The organism is Bacillus sp. EAC (assembly GCF_002156875.1).
Classification (GTDB): Bacteria; Bacillota; Bacilli; order Bacillales; family Bacillaceae_G; genus Gottfriedia.
On the sequence record NZ_NCSY01000001.1, the window covers coordinates 1 to 23759 of the forward strand.

17 protein-coding genes are annotated in these 23759 nt (G+C 32.4%); 2 read left to right on the forward strand and 15 right to left on the reverse strand.

Annotation, left to right across the window (positions count from 1 at the left end; translation table 11 throughout):
* The 3 genes from B7R65_RS00005 to fumC form a co-directional block, all read right to left on the reverse strand.
* Window positions 1-548, reverse strand: a 548-nt coding sequence (locus B7R65_RS00005) for an MFS transporter (protein ID WP_256941094.1), incomplete at its 3' end; no start/stop codon positions are given.
* A 620-nt stretch (window positions 549-1168) separates the two neighbouring features.
* Complete coding sequence (locus tag B7R65_RS00010) at window positions 1169-1744, reverse strand: TetR/AcrR family transcriptional regulator (RefSeq protein WP_088040548.1); 576 nt, start codon at window positions 1742-1744, stop codon at window positions 1169-1171.
* A 187-nt stretch (window positions 1745-1931) separates the two neighbouring features.
* Window positions 1932-3320, reverse strand: coding sequence for a class II fumarate hydratase (fumC, locus tag B7R65_RS00015; protein WP_088040550.1), 1389 nt, complete (start codon window positions 3318-3320; stop codon window positions 1932-1934).
* Between the two features lie 561 nt (window positions 3321-3881).
* On the opposite strand from fumC, the gene B7R65_RS00020 reads away from it, so the two are divergent.
* Complete coding sequence (locus B7R65_RS00020) at window positions 3882-4301, forward strand: organic hydroperoxide resistance protein (protein WP_088040551.1); 420 nt, start codon at window positions 3882-3884, stop codon at window positions 4299-4301.
* Window positions 4302-4531: 230 nt separating this feature from the next.
* Here the strand turns inward: B7R65_RS00020 and B7R65_RS00025 are convergent, their stop codons facing one another.
* The 3 genes from B7R65_RS00025 to B7R65_RS00035 all read right to left on the reverse strand — a co-directional run bounded on the left by B7R65_RS00025 (window position 4532) and on the right by B7R65_RS00035 (window position 6483).
* Entirely contained in the window at window positions 4532-5470 is a 939-nt protein-coding gene (locus B7R65_RS00025; RefSeq protein WP_088040553.1) for a ring-cleaving dioxygenase, read from the reverse strand.
* Window positions 5471-5598: 128 nt separating this feature from the next.
* Entirely contained in the window at window positions 5599-5997 is a 399-nt protein-coding gene (locus tag B7R65_RS00030; protein ID WP_088040554.1) for a DoxX family protein, read from the reverse strand.
* A 63-nt stretch (window positions 5998-6060) separates the two neighbouring features.
* On the reverse strand, window positions 6061-6483 hold the full coding sequence (locus tag B7R65_RS00035; RefSeq protein ID WP_088040556.1) for a MarR family winged helix-turn-helix transcriptional regulator: 423 nt from the start codon (window positions 6481-6483) through the stop codon (window positions 6061-6063).
* Between the two features lie 465 nt (window positions 6484-6948).
* Between B7R65_RS00035 and B7R65_RS00040 the strand changes: the two genes are divergently transcribed.
* Window positions 6949-7875 (forward strand): LysR family transcriptional regulator, encoded by a 927-nt coding sequence (locus tag B7R65_RS00040; protein ID WP_256941095.1) that lies wholly within the window; start codon window positions 6949-6951, stop codon window positions 7873-7875.
* Window positions 7876-7939: 64 nt separating this feature from the next.
* Here B7R65_RS00040 and B7R65_RS00045 read toward each other — a convergent pair whose 3' ends face one another.
* From B7R65_RS00045 to B7R65_RS00085, 9 genes are all read right to left on the reverse strand, one after another.
* Window positions 7940-12319, reverse strand: coding sequence for a S8 family serine peptidase (locus B7R65_RS00045; protein WP_179194712.1), 4380 nt, complete (start codon window positions 12317-12319; stop codon window positions 7940-7942).
* A gap of 494 nt (window positions 12320-12813) precedes the next feature.
* Complete coding sequence (gene nagZ, locus B7R65_RS00050; RefSeq protein ID WP_088040562.1) at window positions 12814-14523, reverse strand: beta-N-acetylhexosaminidase; 1710 nt, start codon at window positions 14521-14523, stop codon at window positions 12814-12816.
* A 158-nt stretch (window positions 14524-14681) separates the two neighbouring features.
* A complete protein-coding gene (locus B7R65_RS00055; RefSeq protein WP_088040564.1) occupies window positions 14682-15920 on the reverse strand; it encodes an MFS transporter in 1239 nt (412 codons plus the stop codon).
* A gap of 655 nt (window positions 15921-16575) precedes the next feature.
* Complete coding sequence (locus B7R65_RS00060; RefSeq protein WP_088040566.1) at window positions 16576-17715, reverse strand: Ger(x)C family spore germination protein; 1140 nt, start codon at window positions 17713-17715, stop codon at window positions 16576-16578.
* Complete coding sequence (locus B7R65_RS00065) at window positions 17712-19139, reverse strand: spore germination protein (RefSeq protein ID WP_088040567.1); 1428 nt, start codon at window positions 19137-19139, stop codon at window positions 17712-17714. Before B7R65_RS00065 ends, B7R65_RS00060 begins: the two co-directional genes overlap by 4 nt.
* Window positions 19136-20221 (reverse strand): GerAB/ArcD/ProY family transporter, encoded by a 1086-nt coding sequence (locus B7R65_RS00070; RefSeq protein WP_088040569.1) that lies wholly within the window; start codon window positions 20219-20221, stop codon window positions 19136-19138. The genes B7R65_RS00065 and B7R65_RS00070 overlap by 4 nt, the downstream gene beginning before the upstream one ends.
* A gap of 672 nt (window positions 20222-20893) precedes the next feature.
* Window positions 20894-21349 (reverse strand): DinB family protein, encoded by a 456-nt coding sequence (locus tag B7R65_RS00075; RefSeq protein WP_088040571.1) that lies wholly within the window; start codon window positions 21347-21349, stop codon window positions 20894-20896.
* 62 nt (window positions 21350-21411) lie between these two features.
* Window positions 21412-22098: a pyridoxamine 5'-phosphate oxidase family protein gene (locus B7R65_RS00080; protein ID WP_256941096.1), complete on the reverse strand. Its 687-nt coding sequence runs from the start codon at window positions 22096-22098 to the stop codon at window positions 21412-21414.
* Between the two features lie 447 nt (window positions 22099-22545).
* Window positions 22546-23460, reverse strand: coding sequence for a LysR family transcriptional regulator (locus B7R65_RS00085; protein WP_088040575.1), 915 nt, complete (start codon window positions 23458-23460; stop codon window positions 22546-22548).
* Between the last annotated feature and the right edge of the window lie 299 nt (window positions 23461-23759).

Here is a 23759-nt window from a genome sequence, read left to right on the forward strand (position 1 = left end):
TTTTGCTCTTTCGAAACTACATCCTTTGGTAAAGATTCTAGTATGACACCTGAGATAATTAATAATCCAATTAAGATCCAAAATGGTAATCTAAGTGGTTGAATAGGAAAATATTGTAACATGAAAGCCGCAATTGCTGGTCCAAGACCAAAGCCAACTAGTACAGTAACTCCTGAATATTTAATGGCTTTACCAATTTTTTTGGGATCTGATTGTCTAATTAGAAAAGCCACAGACGTACCAGTAAACGAACCATACGCAATTCCCTCTAAACTTCTTCCAACATATATCATCCACGCTTCAGTACTACCAATCATGAGTAAAGTTGAAACTATTGAAATCAAAATACTAATGTTAAGAACTTTTTTCAGTCCCCAAGCACTTCCTTTAGCCCCCACAACAAGTAGAGTCGGTAAGAGGAATGCAGCATAGATTGCAAACAAAATCGTAATTTGCAAACTGTTTAATTGATAATATTCGCTATACAGCGGAAATAATGGTGTTACAAAAGTTGCCCCGCAAGACATTAATAATATAATTAATAACATTCTTTTCACATTCATTTTCCTTTCTAAGACATAATTTTAATTCTTATCTTTTATAACCTTATTAACAATTTACCCTATAATTGCCATTCGTTTCTCTTTCGGGAATGTTCATTCTTAAATATACAAACTTATACAACTCCGCGATTAATAGAAAGGATATATTTACTTTTCCACAATATCACGATTTGTGAAGAATCGCAGTTAGGTAACTTGATTAATATAAAAATTTCAGTCTGAATACTTGCTCCAATAATTGTATTTTTAATTAACGCTTGTTTCGAAATTTTGTTATATAAAACTATAATTATATTAATTTTCGATACTTTTATTGTTTACTAGTTCTAATCTTCAGTACAATTATTAACCTCCATCGACCTTTATATTTATAACATATCGAGAACGAACGGTAAAGAATTATTTTTTACCGTTCGTTCTCGATAGTTCATAATCAATAAGTAGGAATAAAAAAAGTTAACTGCTTTTAGTTAACTCGTTTTCTTTCACAAAAAGATTGTAGAAATCTGTTGGAATTTAATAATTTTTTTTTTCAATTGTATGTAACCCTTTTCAGTCATTTTTTCAAAAAGACTTTAAAAGTAATGTCATCAAACTAAAAATAATTAATCTAATACTGAGAGTGTCGTATCAATCACATTTTTTAGTTTATTTTTATCGTTAGTTGTTTTGACTAATACTCGTAAACCTACAAAAGAATTATGAAAAAACTGAGATAGTTTTTCTATATCATGGTGATTAGAAATTTCTCCTGATTTTTGTCCACCTAACAGTATTTCAAGGATCATTTTTTCTGTTTTAGAAAAATTTTGTTCAATTTTTTCTGCTACTTCTTGATCATGTAAAGTCAACTCAACCGCACTATTCACAGTCAAACAACCAATTGACTTTTCGTTATCTTTTGAAATGGCCATTTCTAATAAACCTCTAATAGCATCTTTCGCAGTTGGTGATTTCTTAACTTCTATATCCATTTTTTTCTTCATATTGTTATCATAATGTTCCAATGCTTTAATAAATAAGGTATGTTTGTCACCAAATGTATCATATAAACTTCTTCGGTGAATCCCCATATGAGTAACAAGATCTTGCAATGAGGTTTTTTCGTAACCTTGATACCTAAATAGTTCAGTTGCTTTTTGTAAAACTTCTTTTTCATCATATTCTTTATGTCTGGCCACGCTAGTACCTCCTTTTGAAAGATTATAGCATATTTAAAATTAAACAATGAATAATCAGTATTTGTTCTTTTGCTAAGCGGTATATTTGTTTATTTGTTTTGCCCTTTTCGATCAATCCTATAAACCCGTATAAAAAGACACTACCGGAGTGTCTTTTTTCCTAAGTATTTCTCTTCTTTCTAAATACTTATTCAACCGGCTTTATCATATTTTCTGGTCTTACAATTCGGTCGAAATCTTCTTCTGATAAATAACCTGTTTTTAATGCAGCTTCTTTGAGTGTAGTGCCTTCTTTATATGCTAACTTAGCAATCGCAGCTGCTTTTTCATAACCAATATGAGGGTTTAATGAAGTTACTAGCATAAGTGATCGATTTAAGTTTTGTTCAATAACTTCTATATTTGCTTCGATCCCCTTCACGCAATGATCATCAAATGAGGTAATTGCGTCTGAAAGTAATCGCACCGACTGTAAAAAATTATAGATAATCACTGGTTTAAAAACGTTCAATTCGAAGTTCCCTTGACTCGCAGCAAATCCAATTGTCACATCATTTCCCATAATTTGTGTAACAACCATCGTCAGTGCTTCTGATTGAGTTGGATTCACTTTCCCTGGCATAATTGAACTTCCAGGTTCATTTGAAGGGATTGTTATTTCACCTATACCACTTCTTGGACCACTCGCCATCCATCGTACATCATTAGCAATTTTCATTAAATCTGCTGCCAATCCTTTTAAAGCTCCATGAGTATAAACGATTTCATCATGACTTGTTAATGCTTGAAATTTATTTTCTGCAGAAGTGAAACAGAATCCGGTTAACGAACTAATTTCCTCAGCCATCATCTTACCAAAACTAGGATGTGCATTGATCCCTGTTCCTACCGCTGTACCACCAATAGCAAGCTCAGCAATAAATTTCATACTATCCACTATCATTTGCTCATTTTTTTCAAGCATTCGATGCCAACCACTAATTTCTTGACCTAAAGTTAACGGGGTTGCATCCTGTAAATGTGTTCGACCTATTTTAATTGTATTTTTATATTTATCCACTTTTTCTTTAAAAGTATTTTTCAATTTACTTAAAGCAGGTAACAATTGCTCATTTAATGAAAGGGTGCACGCAATATGCATTGCAGTCGGAAATGTATCATTAGAACTCTGAGACATATTGACATCATCATTAGGATGAATTATCTTTTCACTACTATTCACTTCTAAGATTTGATTCCCACGATGAGCGATCACTTCATTAACATTCATATTAGTTTGTGTACCACTTCCAGTTTGCCAAACAACAAGTGGAAAATGATGGTCATGTTTTCTTTCTAAAATTTCATTTACGGCCTCTACAATTGCGTCTGCTTTTTCACTATCCAATTTACCTAGTTTTTTATTTGTTATTGCTGCACTTTTCTTAATTAATGCCAAAGCATAAATTAATTGAATGGGCATTTTCTCTGAGCCAATTTTAAAATTTTCAAAGCTTCGTTGTGTTTGTGCTCCCCAAAGTTTATCTACTAGTACTTTTATCTCGCCAATTGAATCTTTTTCAATACGATAATTCAATTTTCCGCCTCCTAATTTGTATACACTAGTAAAAGATAATAATATTTAAAAGTATATTATGAAAGTAAATACTATTTTTATGTCTTCCATATTCCGAAAATCAGTATCTTACTACACTTATTCTGCATTTTAATCAAACTTTTACTTAAGTTATTTTAAGTGATAACTACGATGAATAAGAATCTCTTAAGTTTGAATACCTCCTATACCTTTTAAAGTATAAAAATTTTTTTATTAATTAAACTTCACAAAATATATCATTTGCTAAATTTGAACATTTTACTTTATGCTATTTAACCAGTTACATTAGATTATTGATATTACCAAAATCGTTCCCTTAATCTGCACGATCAATCAAGCCTCCACATCGAATCTCACAATTGGGTTCTAAGATGTCTCGTTATTTCATAAGAGTCTCCCTAATCTTATTTTCAAAACTGTTATAAAAAAAATTTAAAATTTTATAGAGTGTGAGTGTTTTTTGAGAATAGTTGGAGTGTGTATAATCCATACTAACGTTATGAAAAATGTACATTTAATTATTAGATGAGGTGATTAAGAATGGTCGTATTATTTACGTCGAAAGCTACTACTTCTGGTGGTCGCGAAGGAAGTGTTAAATCAGATGATGGCTTGATAGATTTACAATTAACTACGCCAAATGCAAATACTAATAAGGTTGGATCTAATCCTGAACAACTATTTGCAGCTGGATATTCAGCATGTTTTGATGGTGCATTAAACTTTATTGCTAAGAAAAACAAGCAAAAAATTGAGTCATCTATTACAGCAGAAGTTAGCTTATTAAAAGATGAAACAGATAACCCTTTTTCATTAGCAGTTACGCTAAATGCACAAATTAAAGGTGTTCCACAAGATGTTGCAGTAGAACTTGTGAAAGAAGCGCATGGTTTTTGTCCTTATTCGAAAGCATTAAAAGGCAATGTTGATGTTAAGTTGAAAGTTAAAGTTATCGAATAGTTTCAATAGGAACAAGAAATTTCCCGAAAACTTGTTACAAATTAATTAACAATCTGAAATTGACTAAAAAATTTTAATTCATTGCCTATAAAAAATTCCTATTAATTTTTAAAGGTAAATAAAAGAGCTAATCGACATATGTCGATTGGCTCTTTTATAATTATTTATTCTCTTTCCGAAAAGATATCTGGATCCAATGAAAGTAAAGTATTCAAACCAGTTCTTTCTTATCAGTCAAGTTCTCTTACTTGTATTGGTAGCAAAATTTGCTCTATTTTTGCTCTATGGGGTTCATACTGTGATGGCAACATCAATTTTTCACCCATAGTTTTTTGGGATTCATCATGAGCAAATCCTGGAGGATCAGTCGCAATTTCGAATAGAATTTCACCATGTTCTCTAAAGTAAATGGCATTAAAATAATTTCTGTCTTGAACAGGTGTGACACCATATCCATTGGATGAAATGTATTTTTGCCAATCCAATTGATCCTTGTCATCACTTGCTCGCCATGCAATGTGGTGTACTGTTCCAACACCCATTTGCCCACTTCCACTACTAGTTAATTTTACGTCGATAATATTTCCAATATCCGCAGTTGAACGATATCGCGCAAAATCTCCCTCTATACCAACTATTTCAAGTCCCATTACTTTTTCTAACAATTCAGCTGTTTTGTTAGGCTGGGTAGAAAATAAAGTTGCACCACCAAAACCTTTGATAGCAACTTCAGGTGTAACTTCACGGAATGTCCAAGTATTGATTTCACCTTCTTCCCTTTCAACAATTTCTAAGTGAAGACCATGAGGATCATCAAATTGCAAATATTGTTCTCCAAAGCGATTCATGATTGTAAAAGGAACATTGAATTTTTCTAGTCTTTTTTTCCAAAATTCCATAGCCCCATTTGGAACTACATATGAAGTAACTCCTACCTGACCATCTCCAATTCTTCCCTTGTGAGCTCTTGCCCAAGGGAAGAACGTAATAATTGTTCCTGGTTTTCCACCTTCATTTCCAAAATAAAGGTGATAAGTACCTGGATCATCAAAATTGACTGTTTGCTTAACCATACGCAACCCTAAAATTCCTGCATAAAAATCTACATTTTCCTGAGGAGCTCCTACGATTGCTGTGATATGGTGAATACCCATTGTTTTCTTACTCATTTTTCGACACCCCTTTTAAATTAAAGTTCTAGTTATTAAAAGAAACTTGATAACTTTATTTGTGCCTAGACTATAAATAAAAACGATTTAAATTATTTTGCATTTAAGAATTATTAATTCGATATACTTTAGAATAAAAATGTATCTAAAGCATATTTACCAGGACCGGTTAAAACTACACTAATTGCAACTACTAGTAAAGTTAGGTTATATTCATATCCATTTGATGTTGCCCATATTCCGTTTGGCGCATGAACCTTAATAATTGCCATTGCCATAGTTCCTGCAATCAAAATTCCTGCTACAGGTGTTAAAAGTCCAAAAGCAAACAGTATTCCGCCAATTAATTCTGCTAGCCCCGCGATTAGCGCTATTGTTACTCCTGGTTTCATGCCAATCGATTCAAACCATCCACCAGTACCTTTCAATCCGTATCCACTGAACCAACCAAATAATTTTTGAGCACCGTGCCCAATGAATAATAAACCAATTACTAAACGAATCATTAATAAACCAACATTTATCACGTTAAATCCTCCTAAAATATATTTATCTCGAATTCGAGATAATGTAGTAAAAAAAATTAAAATTTAAACTTTATTTCTTACTTTTTTCATAAGCTTCACAAAAGTATAAGTCTCATCTAAATCTAATGAATCAAACATGCTATTAATTAAATCGTGGTATTTCGGCATAATTTGGTTCATCAATTCATTTCCATCATCAGTTAATTCCACATGTATTACTCGGCGATCATCCGGACATGGAATTCTGCATAATAAACTTCTTTGTTCTAGCTTATCTATTACATAAGTCATCGAACCACTTGAGACCAATATGGAATTTCCAATTTGTTGTATTGTTTGTTTCTCTTTTTGATATAGTACCTCTAAAACAGAAAACTCAGTTATACCTAAGTTGAATTTTGCGATTTCGTCTTTTATTTGGTCATGAATTGCTTTAGATGTTTGCATTAAGAGTAGAAATGGTTGATTTTTACATTTCTTCTCCATTAATTTCAACCCTCCTAAAAATTATTTCGAATTAAAATATCTTGAATACGAGATAATATTAATACTTATTATTTTTTTTGTCAATAGCCTTTTATATTTTGTGTTAAATAAAAATTTTTAAGCTAGCTCACAACTTTATGTTTAAAACACCACCTATTAAGATAAATGGTAGAGAGTTCACTATTTGAAAAGAAGTATGCGATTTTCACAAGTAAAATTCTATAGTATCTAAATGTATCGCAATAGAAGTTGGTAAGAATTACTAAGATTACTATTAGTACTCCTGAGTTGTTGTATCTGTATTAAATCGTTTATTATGGGAATGAGCGGTTTTTTATTCGGTTTTCTCTCTTATATAATTGAGTAAAAGCAATAAGCTATTTTGGGATGTTTTTGATACCATCCTCTTTAAGTAAAAATAAATTAGTACATTAAATAATATCATCTAGAATAGAGAGAAGTGAAATGATGGAATTAAGAGAATTGGAATACTTTATAGCTATTTGTGAGGAATTACATTTTACAAAGGCTGCAGAGAAATTAGGAATTTCACAACCTGCTTTAAGCCGTCAAGTGAGAGCCCTAGAAGATAGATTAGGGGTTCGTTTATTTGATCGATTAGGTAAAAAAATTGCCATTACTGAGGCAGGTAAGATTCTAAAAGAAGAATCCGAAAAAATATTCACTAATATAAAATATATCTATGAACAAATTGGAGAGCTTCAAAAAGTAAAAAGGGGTAAACTGATCATTGGTGCAATGTCGGAAGAGTTAAGTCAGCTTGCGTCTGTAATTTTCCTAGAGCTTCATCGAATGCATCCCTATTTACAAATGAAGATCATTATGTCTGATAATATTGAGGATAGAGTTATTCAAAATGAAATCGACATAGCATTGACACACATGTCTTTAGAGAATGAACTGTTATCAAATATCCCTTTATATAATGAAGAATTTTATTTAGTTGTTCCTTTTGACCATCTTTTAGCTGAAAGAGAAAAAGTTGATTTTGAAGAGATTAAGGACATTCAACTTGTCCTAAGTCCTATAAACCACAATTGCCGAAAATTAATTGATGATGCCGCGACATCTATGGGATTTGTCTTCAAGCCAATCATAGAATTAACTGATGTTAATTCCATTTTGAGTATAGTAAAAGCAGGAATTGGAGCTACCATACTTCCCAATACTCTTCTCACTTCGGAGAATTCTGAAGCCCTTAAAGTAATTAAAATAGTGAATCCTGTAATTACTAAGGAAATTGCCATTGTACATCATAAAGAAAAGTATATTGGATCTGCTGCTAGAAATTTTATGGACTTGTTGGTTGCATATGTGAAATTGACAAGTCTTGAAGTAGGAGGAACTGATAATATTTTGATTAATTCATAAAAGTTCATCTAAAAAACTCCCCTTCCATTAAGCGAAAGGGGAGTTTTTTTCAACGTTATTATTTTTAACGTTTATTAGACAATTTTATTCTGTGAACACTGCCACCTTGAGTTCCGACAAACAAATATTCTTCGTCTGGAGAAAGTTCAATTGCTGTAGCATTTCTATTCTCGAGGCCCTCGGATAAATTAGACCAAGTTTTTCCTCCATCCACACTTTTTAACAGACCGCGACCTCCCTTAAGCAATCCATATTCATAAAAGGAACCCGTGGCTGCATAAACGATATTATTGTTATTAGGCGAAACTATAATATCATTTACATATATGTTGAGCTCATCAACACCCGCACCTTTTGCTTTTTCTATTGTTTTCCCCCCGTCATTGCTTAGATATAAATGGTTTCCACCGATCACTAAATGGCTCGGATTGTGTGAGTCAATAGCAATACTGCTTACCGGTATGTTTTGAATTTTTTGGAATGATTGACCCATATCATTGGACAAGAATAGACCGTCATTTCCACCTGCCCAAATCCGGTTAGGATTGTTAGGATCAGCGGATACTAAAGCTGTAAATTTGTGTTCATGCTTAATTTTTTTCCAATTCTCCCCAGCATCTTTACTGATATATATACCTGTTTCTCCGCTCGCTGGGATAACATATGAGATCATGATTTGTTTCGAGTCAGCTGGGTTAATCAGCATGGCAATTGGGACTCCGCTATCTTCAAATTTCAAATCCCATTTTTCTCCACCATCATTACTTCGGTATACGTTCATAGTCCCAAATGCACTAAAGCGTATCTTGTAAACGACATTAGCCTCTGTTGGAGAAGTAGCGATTTGATACACTTGTTCTCCTACTCTTCCTTCACCTTCCGCCGCTCCCCATTCTAATGTTGCGGAATCAACCTTGCTTTGAATTGGTAACGCTGTCATGTACGTGTTGGAGTCAGTCCCGGCAAGTAACTGATATCCTTTAGAGTTCCGAGTAATAGCCAGGCCGTAAACCGTTGCTCCAGGAATACCGATTCGTTTATATGATTCACTTTTATCCTGAGTTCCATATATCCCTGCCTGTTCAGAAGATACATATATTGGTCGAATCCCTTTAGGAGAAGATTTTGGCCCAATGGCGAAATCGACTTCATAGGAGTTAGACCCAGGAAGCGGTTTTTTCCAAGTTTCCCATGTTTTTCCTTTGTCGCGACTCACCATTATTCCATCATAACCAGTCCCTACATAAATATCGCCTTCCAGAATCTCTAAGTGAGATACATTATTAAATGGTATTTGAGAGTGAGTAAGTTCTTTCCAATCTTTACCTTTGTTATATGAAGCGTACAATCCGCCACCAAAAGTGCTAACAATTAGCATACTTTCATTGCCTTCGATCTCTTTTGTACTTCTAAAAGGAAAAGGTGGCTGATACAATAGCTCAGATAAAGATGATCCAGAGAATACATCTTTAAATAAGTAAACGCCATCATAACCTGCTGAAATATATAGGTCGTTATTCAGAAGAATTGCATTATTAAGAAATCCCCACCATCCAGGTAGCTTCTCCCAACTCATTCCTCTGTCCAAGCTAACATAAACTTCGTTACTCGAAACAGCAACCAGTTTTTGCCCACTTTTATCAATTACTAAATCAGATATCTCGATGTTCGGAAAAGATAAAGTGTTCCATGTTTTTCCCCCGTCTTTGCTTGCTACTATTTTACCAATATAAGTTGGATCACTATTTTTAGAATTAATAGCCACATACATATTTTTTTCATCGGTAGGATCAGCCAATAGATCAGCAGCTACTCCTCCTGCTACAGGGAAATTTCTATACTCATGCCAAGTTTCTGACCTATCTTCAGTACGGAACAATGATAGAGTCGATGAAGGTAAAACTGTCATGTCCTTAGGATTTTTCAAGTCAAAATTCATCAGTCCTGCATTAGAGTAAGGGCCAATAGATTTCCAGGTTGAAGCGTGTTCATTATCTGTAGGTAATTTTTCCAGAAAACCAGAACCTATTATTGTAGATTCCTCATTAGCTGAATTTTTGACTGTGGTACTTGCATCAATCCGATATATTCCCACTTCATTTGTTTGAACTTGCAACTTCCACCAGCGATCATGATCTAAGACAGCAGTCACTTCATTTGTTTTTCCACTTGGAGTTCGTACTGTTACTTTAGGAGCTTGTGTCAGATCAACCGGGCTGAAAATATAGGCAGTTGTTTCACTCACAGTTGATCCAATTGGATCAGGTGATGCAGTAATTCGGAAATGCCTTGCAATTAATTTGTATGGCACGCGTAAATGCTGCGAATCTTTTGCAGATTGGATATTTCCTTCTACCCAACCTGAGATATCCGTATCTTGATTCGGTCGATTCATGTTAATATTCACTTCAACATTGACCTGTTTACCTGGTTCAATATGAATATGAGATGGATTCATAGTAACGGCCGCCCCGGATTTTGTATCGTCTTTAATAGTGAGATCCATATCAACTGGTACATCGCCTTTATTATTCAAAGATAATGAAGCATTTCTATGAATCTCCGAATCTTTCAAATCAGCAAATCCTAAATTTAATGCATTAGGAGAGGCTATAACCTTGGTTTCCGCTGCAGCCTTTACGTCCAGTCTTCCTGTTCCTTGTGTAAGCAAATCATATGATGCCAGCGGTTTTGCGGTTTCTTTTAAAGCGCTAGAAATTTCGCTAGCATTCCATGACGGCTTAAGTTGTTTCAGAAGTGCAGCTGCACCCGCCACATGAGGAGCAGCCATGCTTGTCCCGCTTAATTTTGTATAACCTGAATCATTACTTTCTGTCTTGATAAATGTCGAATTGATTTCAACGCCTGGAGCGACTAAATCAGGCTTTGCTCGAAATTCGGAATGACCACGCGAACTAAAGTTTGCAATTTGATCCGTTATGTCTTTTCCTGAAATCGTAATTTTAACAGGTCCTTTAGCTAAATAAGACTTTAATTCCCCAGCTTTTGATCCATTAATTTGCATAGCGACTAGCGATTCTAACTGGCTGTCTAAAGTTGAACTTGTCAGGAATTGATGTTGTGGTTGTAACTCATCAAAAGAGTTAGTTGTATATTGAGATGGAATAGTATCTCCTAATTTAAAAACAGGTCCAGTTTGCTCAGGCGTGAAAAAAATCGCAGAGACTGCCCCTTTTTCTTGTGCTGTAATCGCCTCTGTCCGTCCATCTGAACCTAATGGTAATTGAATTAGTACAATTTTTCCTTTTACATCTAACCCATTATAGCTTTCCATTCCACCTTCTCCAACATCCACCAGATCACGAGTAATTGCTGTATCAGGTAGATTAGCAGAAAACCCAAGGCGAGTAACGGATAAATTCTCTTCAAGTGGTGCAACCATCTTCGCGTCAGGTACTTTGATACCGCTTACACTTGCACCAACAGCAAGTACCCCCTCAGCAATAGCTGGAGCACCAATGGTACCATAATCAGGTCCTGCATTCCCTGCTGCAGCGACAACAACTACACCAGCATCAACGGCATTTTGGGCAGCTTGGGAGATTGGATCACTGCCATCCCCAGGTCCACTTATGCTCATATTAATGATATCAGCCGGGAATGGATTGTCCGGAGAAATAGACGCTTCAATTCCTGCAATGATATCAGATGTATTTCCTATACCGTTTTCGTTTAAGACTTTATAAGCTGTAATCGAGGCGTCTGGTGCCACACCCGTCAATTTTCCATGCGCAGCAATGATTCCCGCGACATGAGTACCATGTCCATAGTCATCCATAGGATCATTATCATTATTGACAAAATCATATCCCCCAACTACTTTATGCTCTGAACCGAACGCCCCACCGAGGTCAGGGTGGTCATAGTCCACACCAGTGTCAATGACAGCGACTGTGACTCCTTTCCCAGTAACTTCTTGATTTTCATTGTCATGCTTAGACCAGACATCAGGGGCACCGATTAAAGGAACACTGTTGACTAAGTCTGCGTGATATTCCTGATCGGGATAAATTGCCTTTACACCTGGAAGGGAACGCAGTTCATCAACTTTGTTTTTGGGTACTTGTAATGAAACTCCGTTAAATATGAACGTATATTCGTTAGATTTGTTGAATGGAATCTTCTTTTCTATTATTTCTTGTATTACTTTCCAATGAGACTGTTTCAAATTCTCAGTTTGTTCTTTTATCTTTCTTACTATTGTTTTGGAAACAGTTCCAATATGTTCTAATTGAGGCATGGTTTGAATGGCAGGAGCTCCTTCCATTTCGACCACAACACGTGTCATCGCATCATTGGGACTAGATCCTTGCGCCTCACTTATTGGAGCATCAAAAATAAATTTAGCATTAGATATTACTAGGGCTGAAGCAACTATACAAGTCGCAGTTCTTCCCTTGTACCACTTAGTTCGTTTTTTCATCTTTTGCATCACCTCTAACAAAAATTACATTTATGGACAGCGGAATTAATCCGTTAAAAAAACAGATGAATTAGACTTTTCTAAATGTTAAGGTTATTATATGGTGATATAATTTTCTGGTAAATGACATTCTTGTTATGATAATGATTCATTTTAGTTATTAATAAAAACGAATAAAATACAAAACTATATCGCGAAAATAAATATAAAATTATTTTTATAAACTTTTTTGTGAAAAACAAATTTAGTTTTTTAAATTGAAAAGTTCTCTATTTAGATGAAGAATTACTAAAATGTCATTTTGTTACAACTTTATTTAAGGATTTGTCCTCTTGGTGTCTGAAAAACTTTATCAAATCATTTTGTTCAAATTGTTAAAATCACAGTTATTAAGATGAGTATTAAAACCTTATGTTTAATAAATTCAAAGAATATTAAAAAACCTGCTCCGATTTGAGAACAGGTTTTTAATTTTCCTAGGATAGCTCAGCGTATTAATTACTCATATTATTTTTAGCAATTTCTGGATTATAAATTGAATAATGATCCAATTTTATATTTTGATTCTTTAAAGGAAAAACAAATTTAAGCAAATTGGAACCAATAGAATAAGTGATTATTTTTTCGTTATTTGAAGTAGAATACTCTGAACTTGGAGACCCAAAATAATATTTTATATCATTTATAGATAATTCTTTTAAATGAGGATCAAAAGATCGTAATTCAAATATTTTATGGCCTTTTTCATATCCAATTACTACGTATCTCTTAGGATAGGTGCTAAATGTTCCTTTAGCAGCGGCAACATAACTACTACTCGCTTCTTTTCCCCATTTTTTCCTTATTGCTTCTATATTCGTATTAAGGACATTAAATTGGGCATTTATGATTTTTCCATCTTTAGCTTTTGTTGCAATATTCATAAGAAGAGAGTTATTGATATTACTAGTCTCATTGTTATTAGCAATAGTTTGTTTAATTTGTTTATTTAAATTTGAAACATTTACAGGTGAAACCTTATTATTACTAAGTTTATACTTTTGTTTCAATGTCAAAATCTTATAGACACTTTTATTTATTGTATCCTCTGAGATTTTGTGATTCTTAACTGCTGTGTATAAACTGTTGTAAATTGTTCTAACATTTTCTTTTCCATGCCCAATTAGAATAATATTACTACCAGCATTTATTGACATTACTGCCGCATTACCTAAATTATAGTGTTTACCAATAGCTCCCATTGACATATCGTCAGTTATAACTACACCATTAAATCCATATTGCTTTCGTAATAGATCAGTTATCACAGTTTTTGACATTGAAGCAGGATACTTAGAGTCTACTTTCTTTACTAATATATGCGCTACCATCACCATATCCGCATGATTCTTGATTGCATTATTGAAAGGAATTAATTCAAATTTTTTTAAACTTGATAAATTTTTATTTACTATAGGTAGTTCTAAATGCGAATCTACGGAAGTATCTCCGTGCCCAGGGAAATGTTTAATGACAGGAATAGTATTGCCTTTACGTATTCCCTCCATCATACTCTCACCCATTTTAGAAACTACACTTGAATTTGAACCAAATGAACGATCTCCAATTACTGTGTTTTTAGGATTACTTTGTATATCTAATACTGGTGAAAAGTCAGTATTGAATCCAAATGAAGATAACTCTTTAGAGATCATATTCCCAATATTAAATGCGTATTTTGCATTATTTTTATTTCCAATTGTTCTTGCAGAAGGAGTATTTAAAACTGTTGAAGGCATTCGATTTACCCTACCGCCTTCCTGATCGACAGAGATAAATAAAGGAACCTTGTTAGTTTTATTAAGTGTTTTTATATCATTTGTTAGATTTACCAATTGACTAGGACTTTTTATATTAGTACCAAAAAATATAAAGCCTCCTAATTTATAATTTTTAATCAGATCACTTGCATTAATTGATGTTGTTCCATCAAAGCCAGCAATAATCATTTGTCCTATTTTTTCTTTTAGTGTTAATTTATTAACTTCATCTTGTATTGAGTCTGATTTTGAAACGATTATACTGTTTTTAGCATTTGCTGAGGCATTCAAAAGTTTTTCATTATCTTTAATATGTTTGTTTTCGGCGCGAACTTCTGAACAGCCTGATAATAATAGGAAACTGCTAATCGCAATCATCGATATTTTTCTAATATTTCTTTTCATAATTTCACCTCTTTGAATTCCTAATAAACTAATTGATGTCCCTTTGACTTTGCTTTCGAGTAAATAATAGCAAATGGATGTTTCGAAAATATAAACATTTTGTATTTTTTAATTTACATTTGTTAGAAAAGTCAATTACAAGAAAATAATCATTCATTTCAGAGATTTCTTGGATGCGGATATGAAACCCTGCTAATACTAGGTGAAATTACTATTTTTTTGAATACTTTTTTATGACGATAAAATACAAAAGTTGCAAGTATAATACTGATGATCGCAATTATAAAGTCTAACCAAAATACAGCAGTCACATCGATATTTTTTGCTAATTGTCCTGTAATAAATGGGATTACTATGAATGCAGAACTTGATGCGGTACTTACATAAGCCGATATTGTTGCTTTGTTTTTAGGGAAGAATTCTACTATTACTGTAATACACAATTGAAATAAACCTGCCGTTGTAAAACCGATAAGAAAAGAACATATTACTACCAAAATAGGTTGGTGGCTAAATAATAATATCAATAAAGATAAAGAAGTTAAGAAAGGATACAAAATTAAAATTACGATTGGACTTACAAACCGATTGATAACTATTGCAATTATTAAAACGGAAATAAGAGATCCAATGTTGAAATAACTCAATAACTGAATAGATTCAGTTCTAGTCATATCAAGAATACTAAGACCATATGTGGGGAGCCAAACTTGTACAACCATAAATAATGTTGTAGTTGTAAATCCCATAAAAATGGTAGCTAGGCCTTCCTTCCAAATAGTTGGTTTTATTTTGATTCGATTTTCTTCATTGATGTAATCTTCATCACTTTTAATAGTATTCTTAGGAAAACGAACTGAAGATAAGAAACTTCCGTTAATAAAAAAGATAAAAGCAAGTACAAAAAATGAATATCCGTAATAAATATTATGATTAATAATATATGAAATTATGATTGGCAGAATCATAGCCCCAATTGATATAAATGCTTTAATTAATACTGTAGATAATCCTGAATTTTTTGGAAATGCTTCAATAAGTGCAGGATATGCTCCTGAGTCTAATATCGAATTACTTACCCCAGCAATCATGGCAATAATAAAAGCTATTTCATAAGTAGGTGCTAGTGGTATTCCAATTAAAAATATTAAATATAGAAATGAAGCTGTTACAACAAGTGGCTTTCTGCCGAATTTGTCTGAGAGCCTACCTGATACACTTAAAGTGATTAATTTACCTATTCCAATACCTGAAACTAAGATACTTATTCCAGAATTATCCGTATTTAATTGTGTTGTTAGAAAACTCATATTAGATGAAAAAATGATATTAATCATACCTAATAGGAAGTAATCCATATATAACCCTATAGTCATACCTACATGTTGAGTTTTCATTGGATCCCCCAATTAAATGTTATACTTTCGATTTTTAGTATTTCTAGTTAAAAACTAGCTAAACTTTTTTTATTAGGTCAAGAAAATACTTTTGTTTGGCAAATTTGTCCATTCTAGGTCAATTAGCTATGATTCTTGAATATTGTTAATGGTCTATAAACAGAATAATGAATCAATATAGTTCTAGATGTGCAAAAAATCTTCAATTCGAGATATATTTTTAAAAAAATCCATTATTAATATTCCCATTATTACCTGTAAGGTGAATTTTTACGATTATAAATTCATTAAAAAACTTTTATATTTATTGTATTAATGCCTTATTCTATTGTAAAAATGATTTCTTTTGGAAAAATATCTCGAATTCGAGATAATGATAATACTTATCAATCTTGTTGTCAATAACAAGTAATATTATAAATTTATAGATCTATTTCTAAGTGAAATAAAGGTTTACAGCTTTTCAACTTATATCATTTTAATCCTTGTTTTATTTTATTAAATTTTTACGCTTATTTTTAACTATCCCTTCACCTAACTATAATTTTCCTTTTAAGAGTTTTTAGATATCATTTTAATAATCAAAATAGTTACTGTGAAGGGATTTTATTAATACTGGGTTCAATTCTTTATTAAATAGGTTTAAAAATTATCTTTATTCTATTTCTTCTCTATCAGTGACTGTAACCTTTACTTTAATACTGCCAAGAGATTTCGATGTTAGTGGAAATTCATTTTTTTTTGTCATTAATTTCCATGATTTATAGTTATTTCTAAACATTTCTTCTTCTAAATGAAATACATCCAACTTTTTACTTATTCCTTTTGAAAAAGTCGTACGGATTTCCTTTTTGATTTCTTTTTCAGCTTCATTTTGTAAAACTTTATTGCTGACTTTGGCGTTTAACTGAGTTACAGTTGCATGTACTTTAATATTCATATTAAATTTTGGAACACCTGATTTGTTAACCTTAGAATGAATCTTAATAATTGGGTCTTCAATTGGAAGCAATGCTTTTATTTTTGGATTCTTTTTGTTAAGAGATAGAGGTGTACGTTCTGTATTCCGATCAACCCACCGTAATCCTTTTAAATCATCTTTGGATAACCATTGTGGTTTTTTTGCTTTATAAAACAAAAAAGCTCCATTTACATTCATCATTGGCATATTTTTGTCATCTTTTTTCCACAGTTGATCATTTAAACCAAGTGTTGGTATGATAATTGACGCACTAGGTTCATTTATAAGTGAAGCGAATTCAACTAATTTCATCGGTGATATTAAAGAATGTTGTTCATAATTTCCATTCGGTAAATGTAATAAAGTCATAATTGGTGAATTAGGTAACATAGGTTCAACTGCAAAAATTTTATCTATTGGTTCTTTTGTAGTATAAATCCAAGGGGTAAGTCTTGCATCTACAAATCGCTCAAAAGTATCCAAGGATTCCTTTACATGTTTTTTACCTAAGGCTGATTCTTTAAACACTATCGAACTAATCTGACCAAATATTGTCCTTTGTTGAGTGCTATTGTATAAGTCGTTCCAAGCCATTGCAAATGTTGTTCCTTTTCCTTTACCAATCCAAATATTAGGACCTTCAGCTCCACTACTTGCTTGTTCTGATTTACCAATCGTTGCAAAATCCAAAACTTGGACATATATAACGAATTCATTATTTACATAATCTACTCCAAGAGCTGAAACATATGTTATTTGACTTAATTGTTTTAGATCCCAACATCCGGTTAAAAGTAAAATAGGAGCAATTAGTAGTATTAACCTCCGTTTCAATTTGACTTATCCCCCTGTTGACGGCCAAGTTTCGTATATAAAAATTTTGGACTCTTTCTCATAAATGTTTTTGGAAGCTGAATTAAACCTTTTATGTAGTCACTGTCACTTGGATTATTAAATGAAGACATGTACGGCACTCCAAAGGATTTTAACGTCGAGACATATACTAATATTAGAAAAAGAGCAAGCACTAAACCTGGCAAACCTAAAATACAGGCCATTAAAATACTTATAGCTCTCATTAAAATAACAGCACTTCCAAAAGATTGGTTTACAATTAGAAACTGAGATATCAATGTAATTGCAACAATTACAACTACATTCGGAGAAGTAAGTCCTGATCGAATCATAGTTTCTCCTACAATTAACGCTCCTACCACAGTCACAGTTTGACCTGTTGATTTCGGCAAACGCAAACCTGCCTCGTACAGAATTTCAAAAAGAATAGTCATTATAATTACCTCCATCCCTGGAGAAAATGGTATCCCTTTACAATTAATTGAAATTGTTGCAAGTGCTGGAAACGGTATCTGATCTTGATGAAAAGATACCATTGCAATGTAAAAACCAGGAAGTAAGACTGAAATTAATAATCCTAAATATCTTAATAATCTTTCAAGTGTCACAAAATAATAAGGCATGTACAAATCTTCAGCGGATTTTAGTAAAAATTGTAAATTAATTGGTGCGATTAATGCCGCTGGAGCACCATCTATTAATATACAAAAGCGGCCTCGTTGCAGTGACTCCACTATCATATCTGGCCTAGTATTATAAGATAATGACGGGATAATCGAATATGGTGAATCTGATAGTAACTCCTCAAGAGGAGAAACCCCATTTAGAATGTCTACTTCTATTGAATTAAGTCTGTTTCTTGCTTCCGCTATAATATTTTCATTTATTACATCTGAAAGATAGAGTAATGAAACGCTAGTTTGACTTCTTTTACCGATCGTAAATATTTCATTGCATAAAGTAGTACTACGAACTCGTTTTCGAAGTAATGCCACATTTGTTTCTAGAGATTCTGTAAATCCGTCACGAGCACCTTTTATTGAAACCTCATATGTGGATTCCTCAGGTTGACGTTGTGGAATTTTTGAAATATTTAATGAACATAGCTCACCAGTTTCTTCAAATAATAAAATTAATTCACCAGAAAAAACTTTCAATGTAATTTGGTGATTAGTATCTTTTTCACTACAAATGATGGGAATTAATTGTAAAGTATTATTTTGGAGATTAGGTAAAACAAACTGGTTCATATGTATGGTATCAATCATTCCACTAGAATAGACAAAAAGCACACGTTCACTTTTAGAAATATTATTTAAGGTATGAACTTTTATTTGAACATCTGCACAGTTGCTGAATAGCTTTCTTATTTTTTGTTCATTTATTTTTGAAATGGGACTCACCCACCTTTTGGTTTTACTTTAAATTTTAAAACAAAGAGTACTAATAAAATTGACATGAAAAAGATAACAGGTACAAAAATAGGGATATAATTATATTTAAAAAATGAATGAAGATTTAAATCCGTAATTGGAATACAGATGACAGCTAATAAAGCAAAACTTAAAGTCCATAACAATTTTTTTTGCGTACGTTTTGATCTAATATTTAAAATATCTATACATAAGTACAAGGTTAAGGCAATTCTAATAAAGGAAACTGACATAAATTGATAAACAGCGATAAAGTCTACATGTTGAATAAATTGACCTATTCCTAGAAGTCGCCATTGCTCATAAACAGGGTAGCGCATTTTTTCTGATAATTGAGGACCAAATAATGAGATGGAATAAAATAATGGAAAAAGTGTTGATAGTAATATTAAAAATCCTAAAATAAATAATTGCCAGAATTTTACTCGCTTTTTGATGTGATGTTGGACTAGTAATAAAAACAAGATTTCAATATATCCTCCTGCAATAAAGAAGCTCCCTTTAAAAATAGGATTCCAACCATTTTGCAAAATCGGTTTCATCCAATTTATGTGCATAAATTGGATATTTGCTCCATCAAGAAAAAGTTCAAACAATAGAATAAAAGGAAAAAGAAATACTGATATAACAGCAATGGATGTTATACCCGCTTGAGCACAATATGTGCAGATAATTAATAAACATACTTCGATGACAATTATTGGTGTTTTCGGTAAATATATTATCGTGATCCAATCTGAGATGTTTTTTAAAGCAATGTATGAATTTATCAATAGAAAAGCTAATAATGGGATTACAATGATAGAATAGGCTAAATTTCCATATCGTTGTTTGATCAGTAAGGTGATGGATTTTTGTTCTGTTTTTATCATGATGTAATATAAAATGCAAAGCCAGACTATTAGAGCTGGAAATGCAATAACTACAGATATCCACGAATCTCGACCTGCTGTGTCAAGTAAGACTGGAATCAACAAAAAATGGTGCATAAGTATACTGGAAAATAGTACGAGGATTAATGCTCCACTAATGAAAATTTTTTCATTATTCATGAGCAATACCTCCTTTTTCTACTTGTAATTTATTTCATGAACATGTATATATTTTCCATTGATACAATAAACTATGCATCAAAAAACTGCAGCCTTACCATCCAAGAAAAGTGGTAAAAGCTGCAGTTTATTTTTATAGTTATCAGAATTAAAATCATCTACTTTATTAATTTATATAATTAGCTTTTACTTTCGTGTGCTTCAAACAATTCAAGCATGTATTGAATGCATAATCAATATGCTCCACCGTGCTCACTTGCAATTTATAATACGTAATATACACTTACTTCTGCCAGAAATAATAGACGCTATTTCATTTAGATGCTATTGGTATTCCAATTTTAAAAATTAGATATAGAAATGAAGTTGATACCATAAGTTGATTCCTGCCTATATATTTGAAAGCCTACCTGACACACTTAATGACATTAATTCCCAATTCCAATATCTGAAGCCAAAATACATATTCCTATATTTTCAATATTTAATTGTGTTGTTAGAAAACTCATCTTTAATCAATATATATAGAGGTCATAGCAATCGCCTAATGTAAAGAGGCTATTAGTAAAAATTGAATTTACCGATAGCCTCTAAGTCCACATTAATTCTGTTGTTCTATTTTAATTCGTTTTGAAAGTAGCAGTTAAATTGATCATTTTTTCCTTTTTTTTATTATTTTAATACCTTAATCATGCTTGTTATGACACCTATGTGTTCAGATACATGTGATACATTATAAAAAAGTAACTCACCAATTGTATTTCCATTTAGAAAATTTTCATTTACAGGAGTATCAAGCTTATCTTTCAAAGTCTGGTTGATATATTCAAGCTGTTCCTCTAACTGTTCAATTATTAAATCCAATGTAGGCGGTTCTTCTTTCCAATCAATTGGTTTTGTACCATAAGCAAAAAATGTTTGATAGTTTTCTGGAAGAAGTTTTTGTTGATTAGTAAGGTGCAGAACAAAGTTTTCTGACGAATAAAGAATATGACCAATCTGCCAATGTATACTATTATTAAAACCTTTAGGTACATCATCTCTTTTGTTTTCAGGACATTTTTTAATTAAATCAAATAATTTTTTATATTTTTTATTTAATAAATGAAATACAAAAGAATTACTCATTTTATGCCTCCAGAAATTTAGTAGAATTTTACTAAGGTACAGCAACCTTGTACTTACCACCACTATGCTCGGTCAGAGTGAATCGTTTTCCCTTCATGGAATAGTCGGTCTAATATTACTTCTTTCTCTTTGGCTGACACGGTGTCCGCAACTAATTTATAAATTCCTGTTTTGCCACCTAGAGGGGAAACATATCGCTCCACATGACTTTTCCCTAAAGGGCGGTCGTAATAGCCTGGTACATATTTGTCCAGCATGACCTGCATGGCTTCTGTTGCCTCAGTTAAATCGGTTACTGGATATATTGTTCCTTCAATTATTACACTCATATAAGCGGTATCAGTACCAGCGGGTATAGGACTAGTAATTGTCCCATAACTCTCTCCTATTGTGAAACAAGCAAGTGGGTTCTTCTCAATGTAAGTGATTTTTCTTCCTTCTGCTGCCCCATGAAAATAGATGGCATTATTCAACCAAACGAAATTGAGAGGAATGACATATGGGACGTCTTCTAAGGATAAGCCGAGAAATGCAGTTTGAGCATGTTCTAAAAAGTGATGAATTTTACCACTATCAGTACACTTTCGTTCTTGATTGCGAAGTTGAAACATCAATACCATCTCCTTTAATGTTGTTTTCAAGTACTTGTAGCAAATAGTGCGAAGTTTAAAACCCGAGAAATTTTCAACTTCAGTCGTCGTAGTTAACTGTCCTCTAAGTTCTGGACCTACAATCACAAGGTGACTCATATTGCACGAGTTAAGTAAATTGCTTCAGTTAACCTGGCAGGGCATATACCAACTAAAACTGGTTATACATTTTTGTTCCACCTATTATGGATACACATATATAATCCTCCTTCATTAACTTGAAGTTAATTGTAAAAAAAATGACCAATTTGAACCATAGAATTTAAATAGTTAAAACTAGAAAAATTTCATGGAATTTGTAATTTGTACTATATGTATCCCAACGTTCCAATAGTAACTATTTATTGAGCACTATTCGGTCAAAGTATGATGCCGACTATCGAAAAGCCTGGTATAACTTCACTTCACGTCAAAAAAGCGACATTCCCGATGGGATGCCGCTCTTCAATTTAGGCTTACAGAAGCTGGAATTGTACTACTGTCCTTTCCACCAGTAAAAACTTCTAAGTCATAGCTCATTAACTTATCGAATAATTTTACTAAACATTATTTATATAAATCATTTAATAGACTTTCTATACGATTATATTTTTCTATGTATGAATTCAATAAATCTTTAAAAATATTAGCTGCAGCTCCGATATGCTTTTCCTTATGATGGATAATGGTTACTTTTCTTTGAAGAGCTGGTTTGATCCGTATTGCTCTTAATTGACCATTATCCTCTAAATTAAAAAGTGTTTTTGATAGGATCGTAGCTCCTCTACCTTCCTTAACTAGACTTACAATCGATTTTGTATCTGTCGATTCAATAATTGGTTCTATCATTATCTCTTGTTTTCCACATATACCATCAAACCATTTTCTAAAACTATGATCTTTTGGGTTTAATATTAAAGGTATATCTTCAATATCTTTTAATTCTAGATAGTTCCTGTTAGCAAATAAATGACCTGAAGGTACTACTAGATAAAATTCCTCATCATATAAAGGAATAATATTTAATCGGTCATCCTCTTTAGGCATGATTGTTAATGCCAGGTCAAACTCGTTTTGCTTTATTTTTTCAACAACATCATCTAATACAAAAAACTGCAATTGTATTTGTGGATACATGGAATGAAACTCTAGTAATGCCATTGAGGCTATATGACTTAAATCACCTGAAAGTGCACCAACTATTAACTTACCTCTATTTAGTTTTTGTAACTCCATTAGTTGATCATTAGCGCTTTTGATCGTATTGAAAATTTTTTGCGAGTGTTCTAGTAAAACCTTGCCTGCTTCAGTAAGTGCTATTTTTTTACCTAATCTATCAAAGAGTCGAATACCAAGTTCATCTTCTAAGGCTCTGATTTGATAGCTTAAGGTAGGTTGGCCAATTCCTAACTTATATGCTGTCTTTGTAAAATGCATTTCCTCACAAATTGCCATAAAATATTCTAATTGTTTCAACTCCATGTTTTTCACCAACTTTGTCTTATTCATCATCTGTTTAGTCGACTGACTTTCATTGTTTTTGTGAATAAAAAAACTCCCCACTAATAATAAATTTAATTAGAACCATATGAAGTTACCGAATATACCTTGTTTTCCAATAGCAAGCCTCCTTAAACATTAATGATAGACTAGGCTTAATATTAGGAGTTTTCTGAATTTATAACAATACAAGATTTTCGATTAGAATGATTTATATTTTTGATGAAACAAAATTCATAGATTCTTGTACAAAATTCAGTGTCATTTGATTTAGTGGTCAT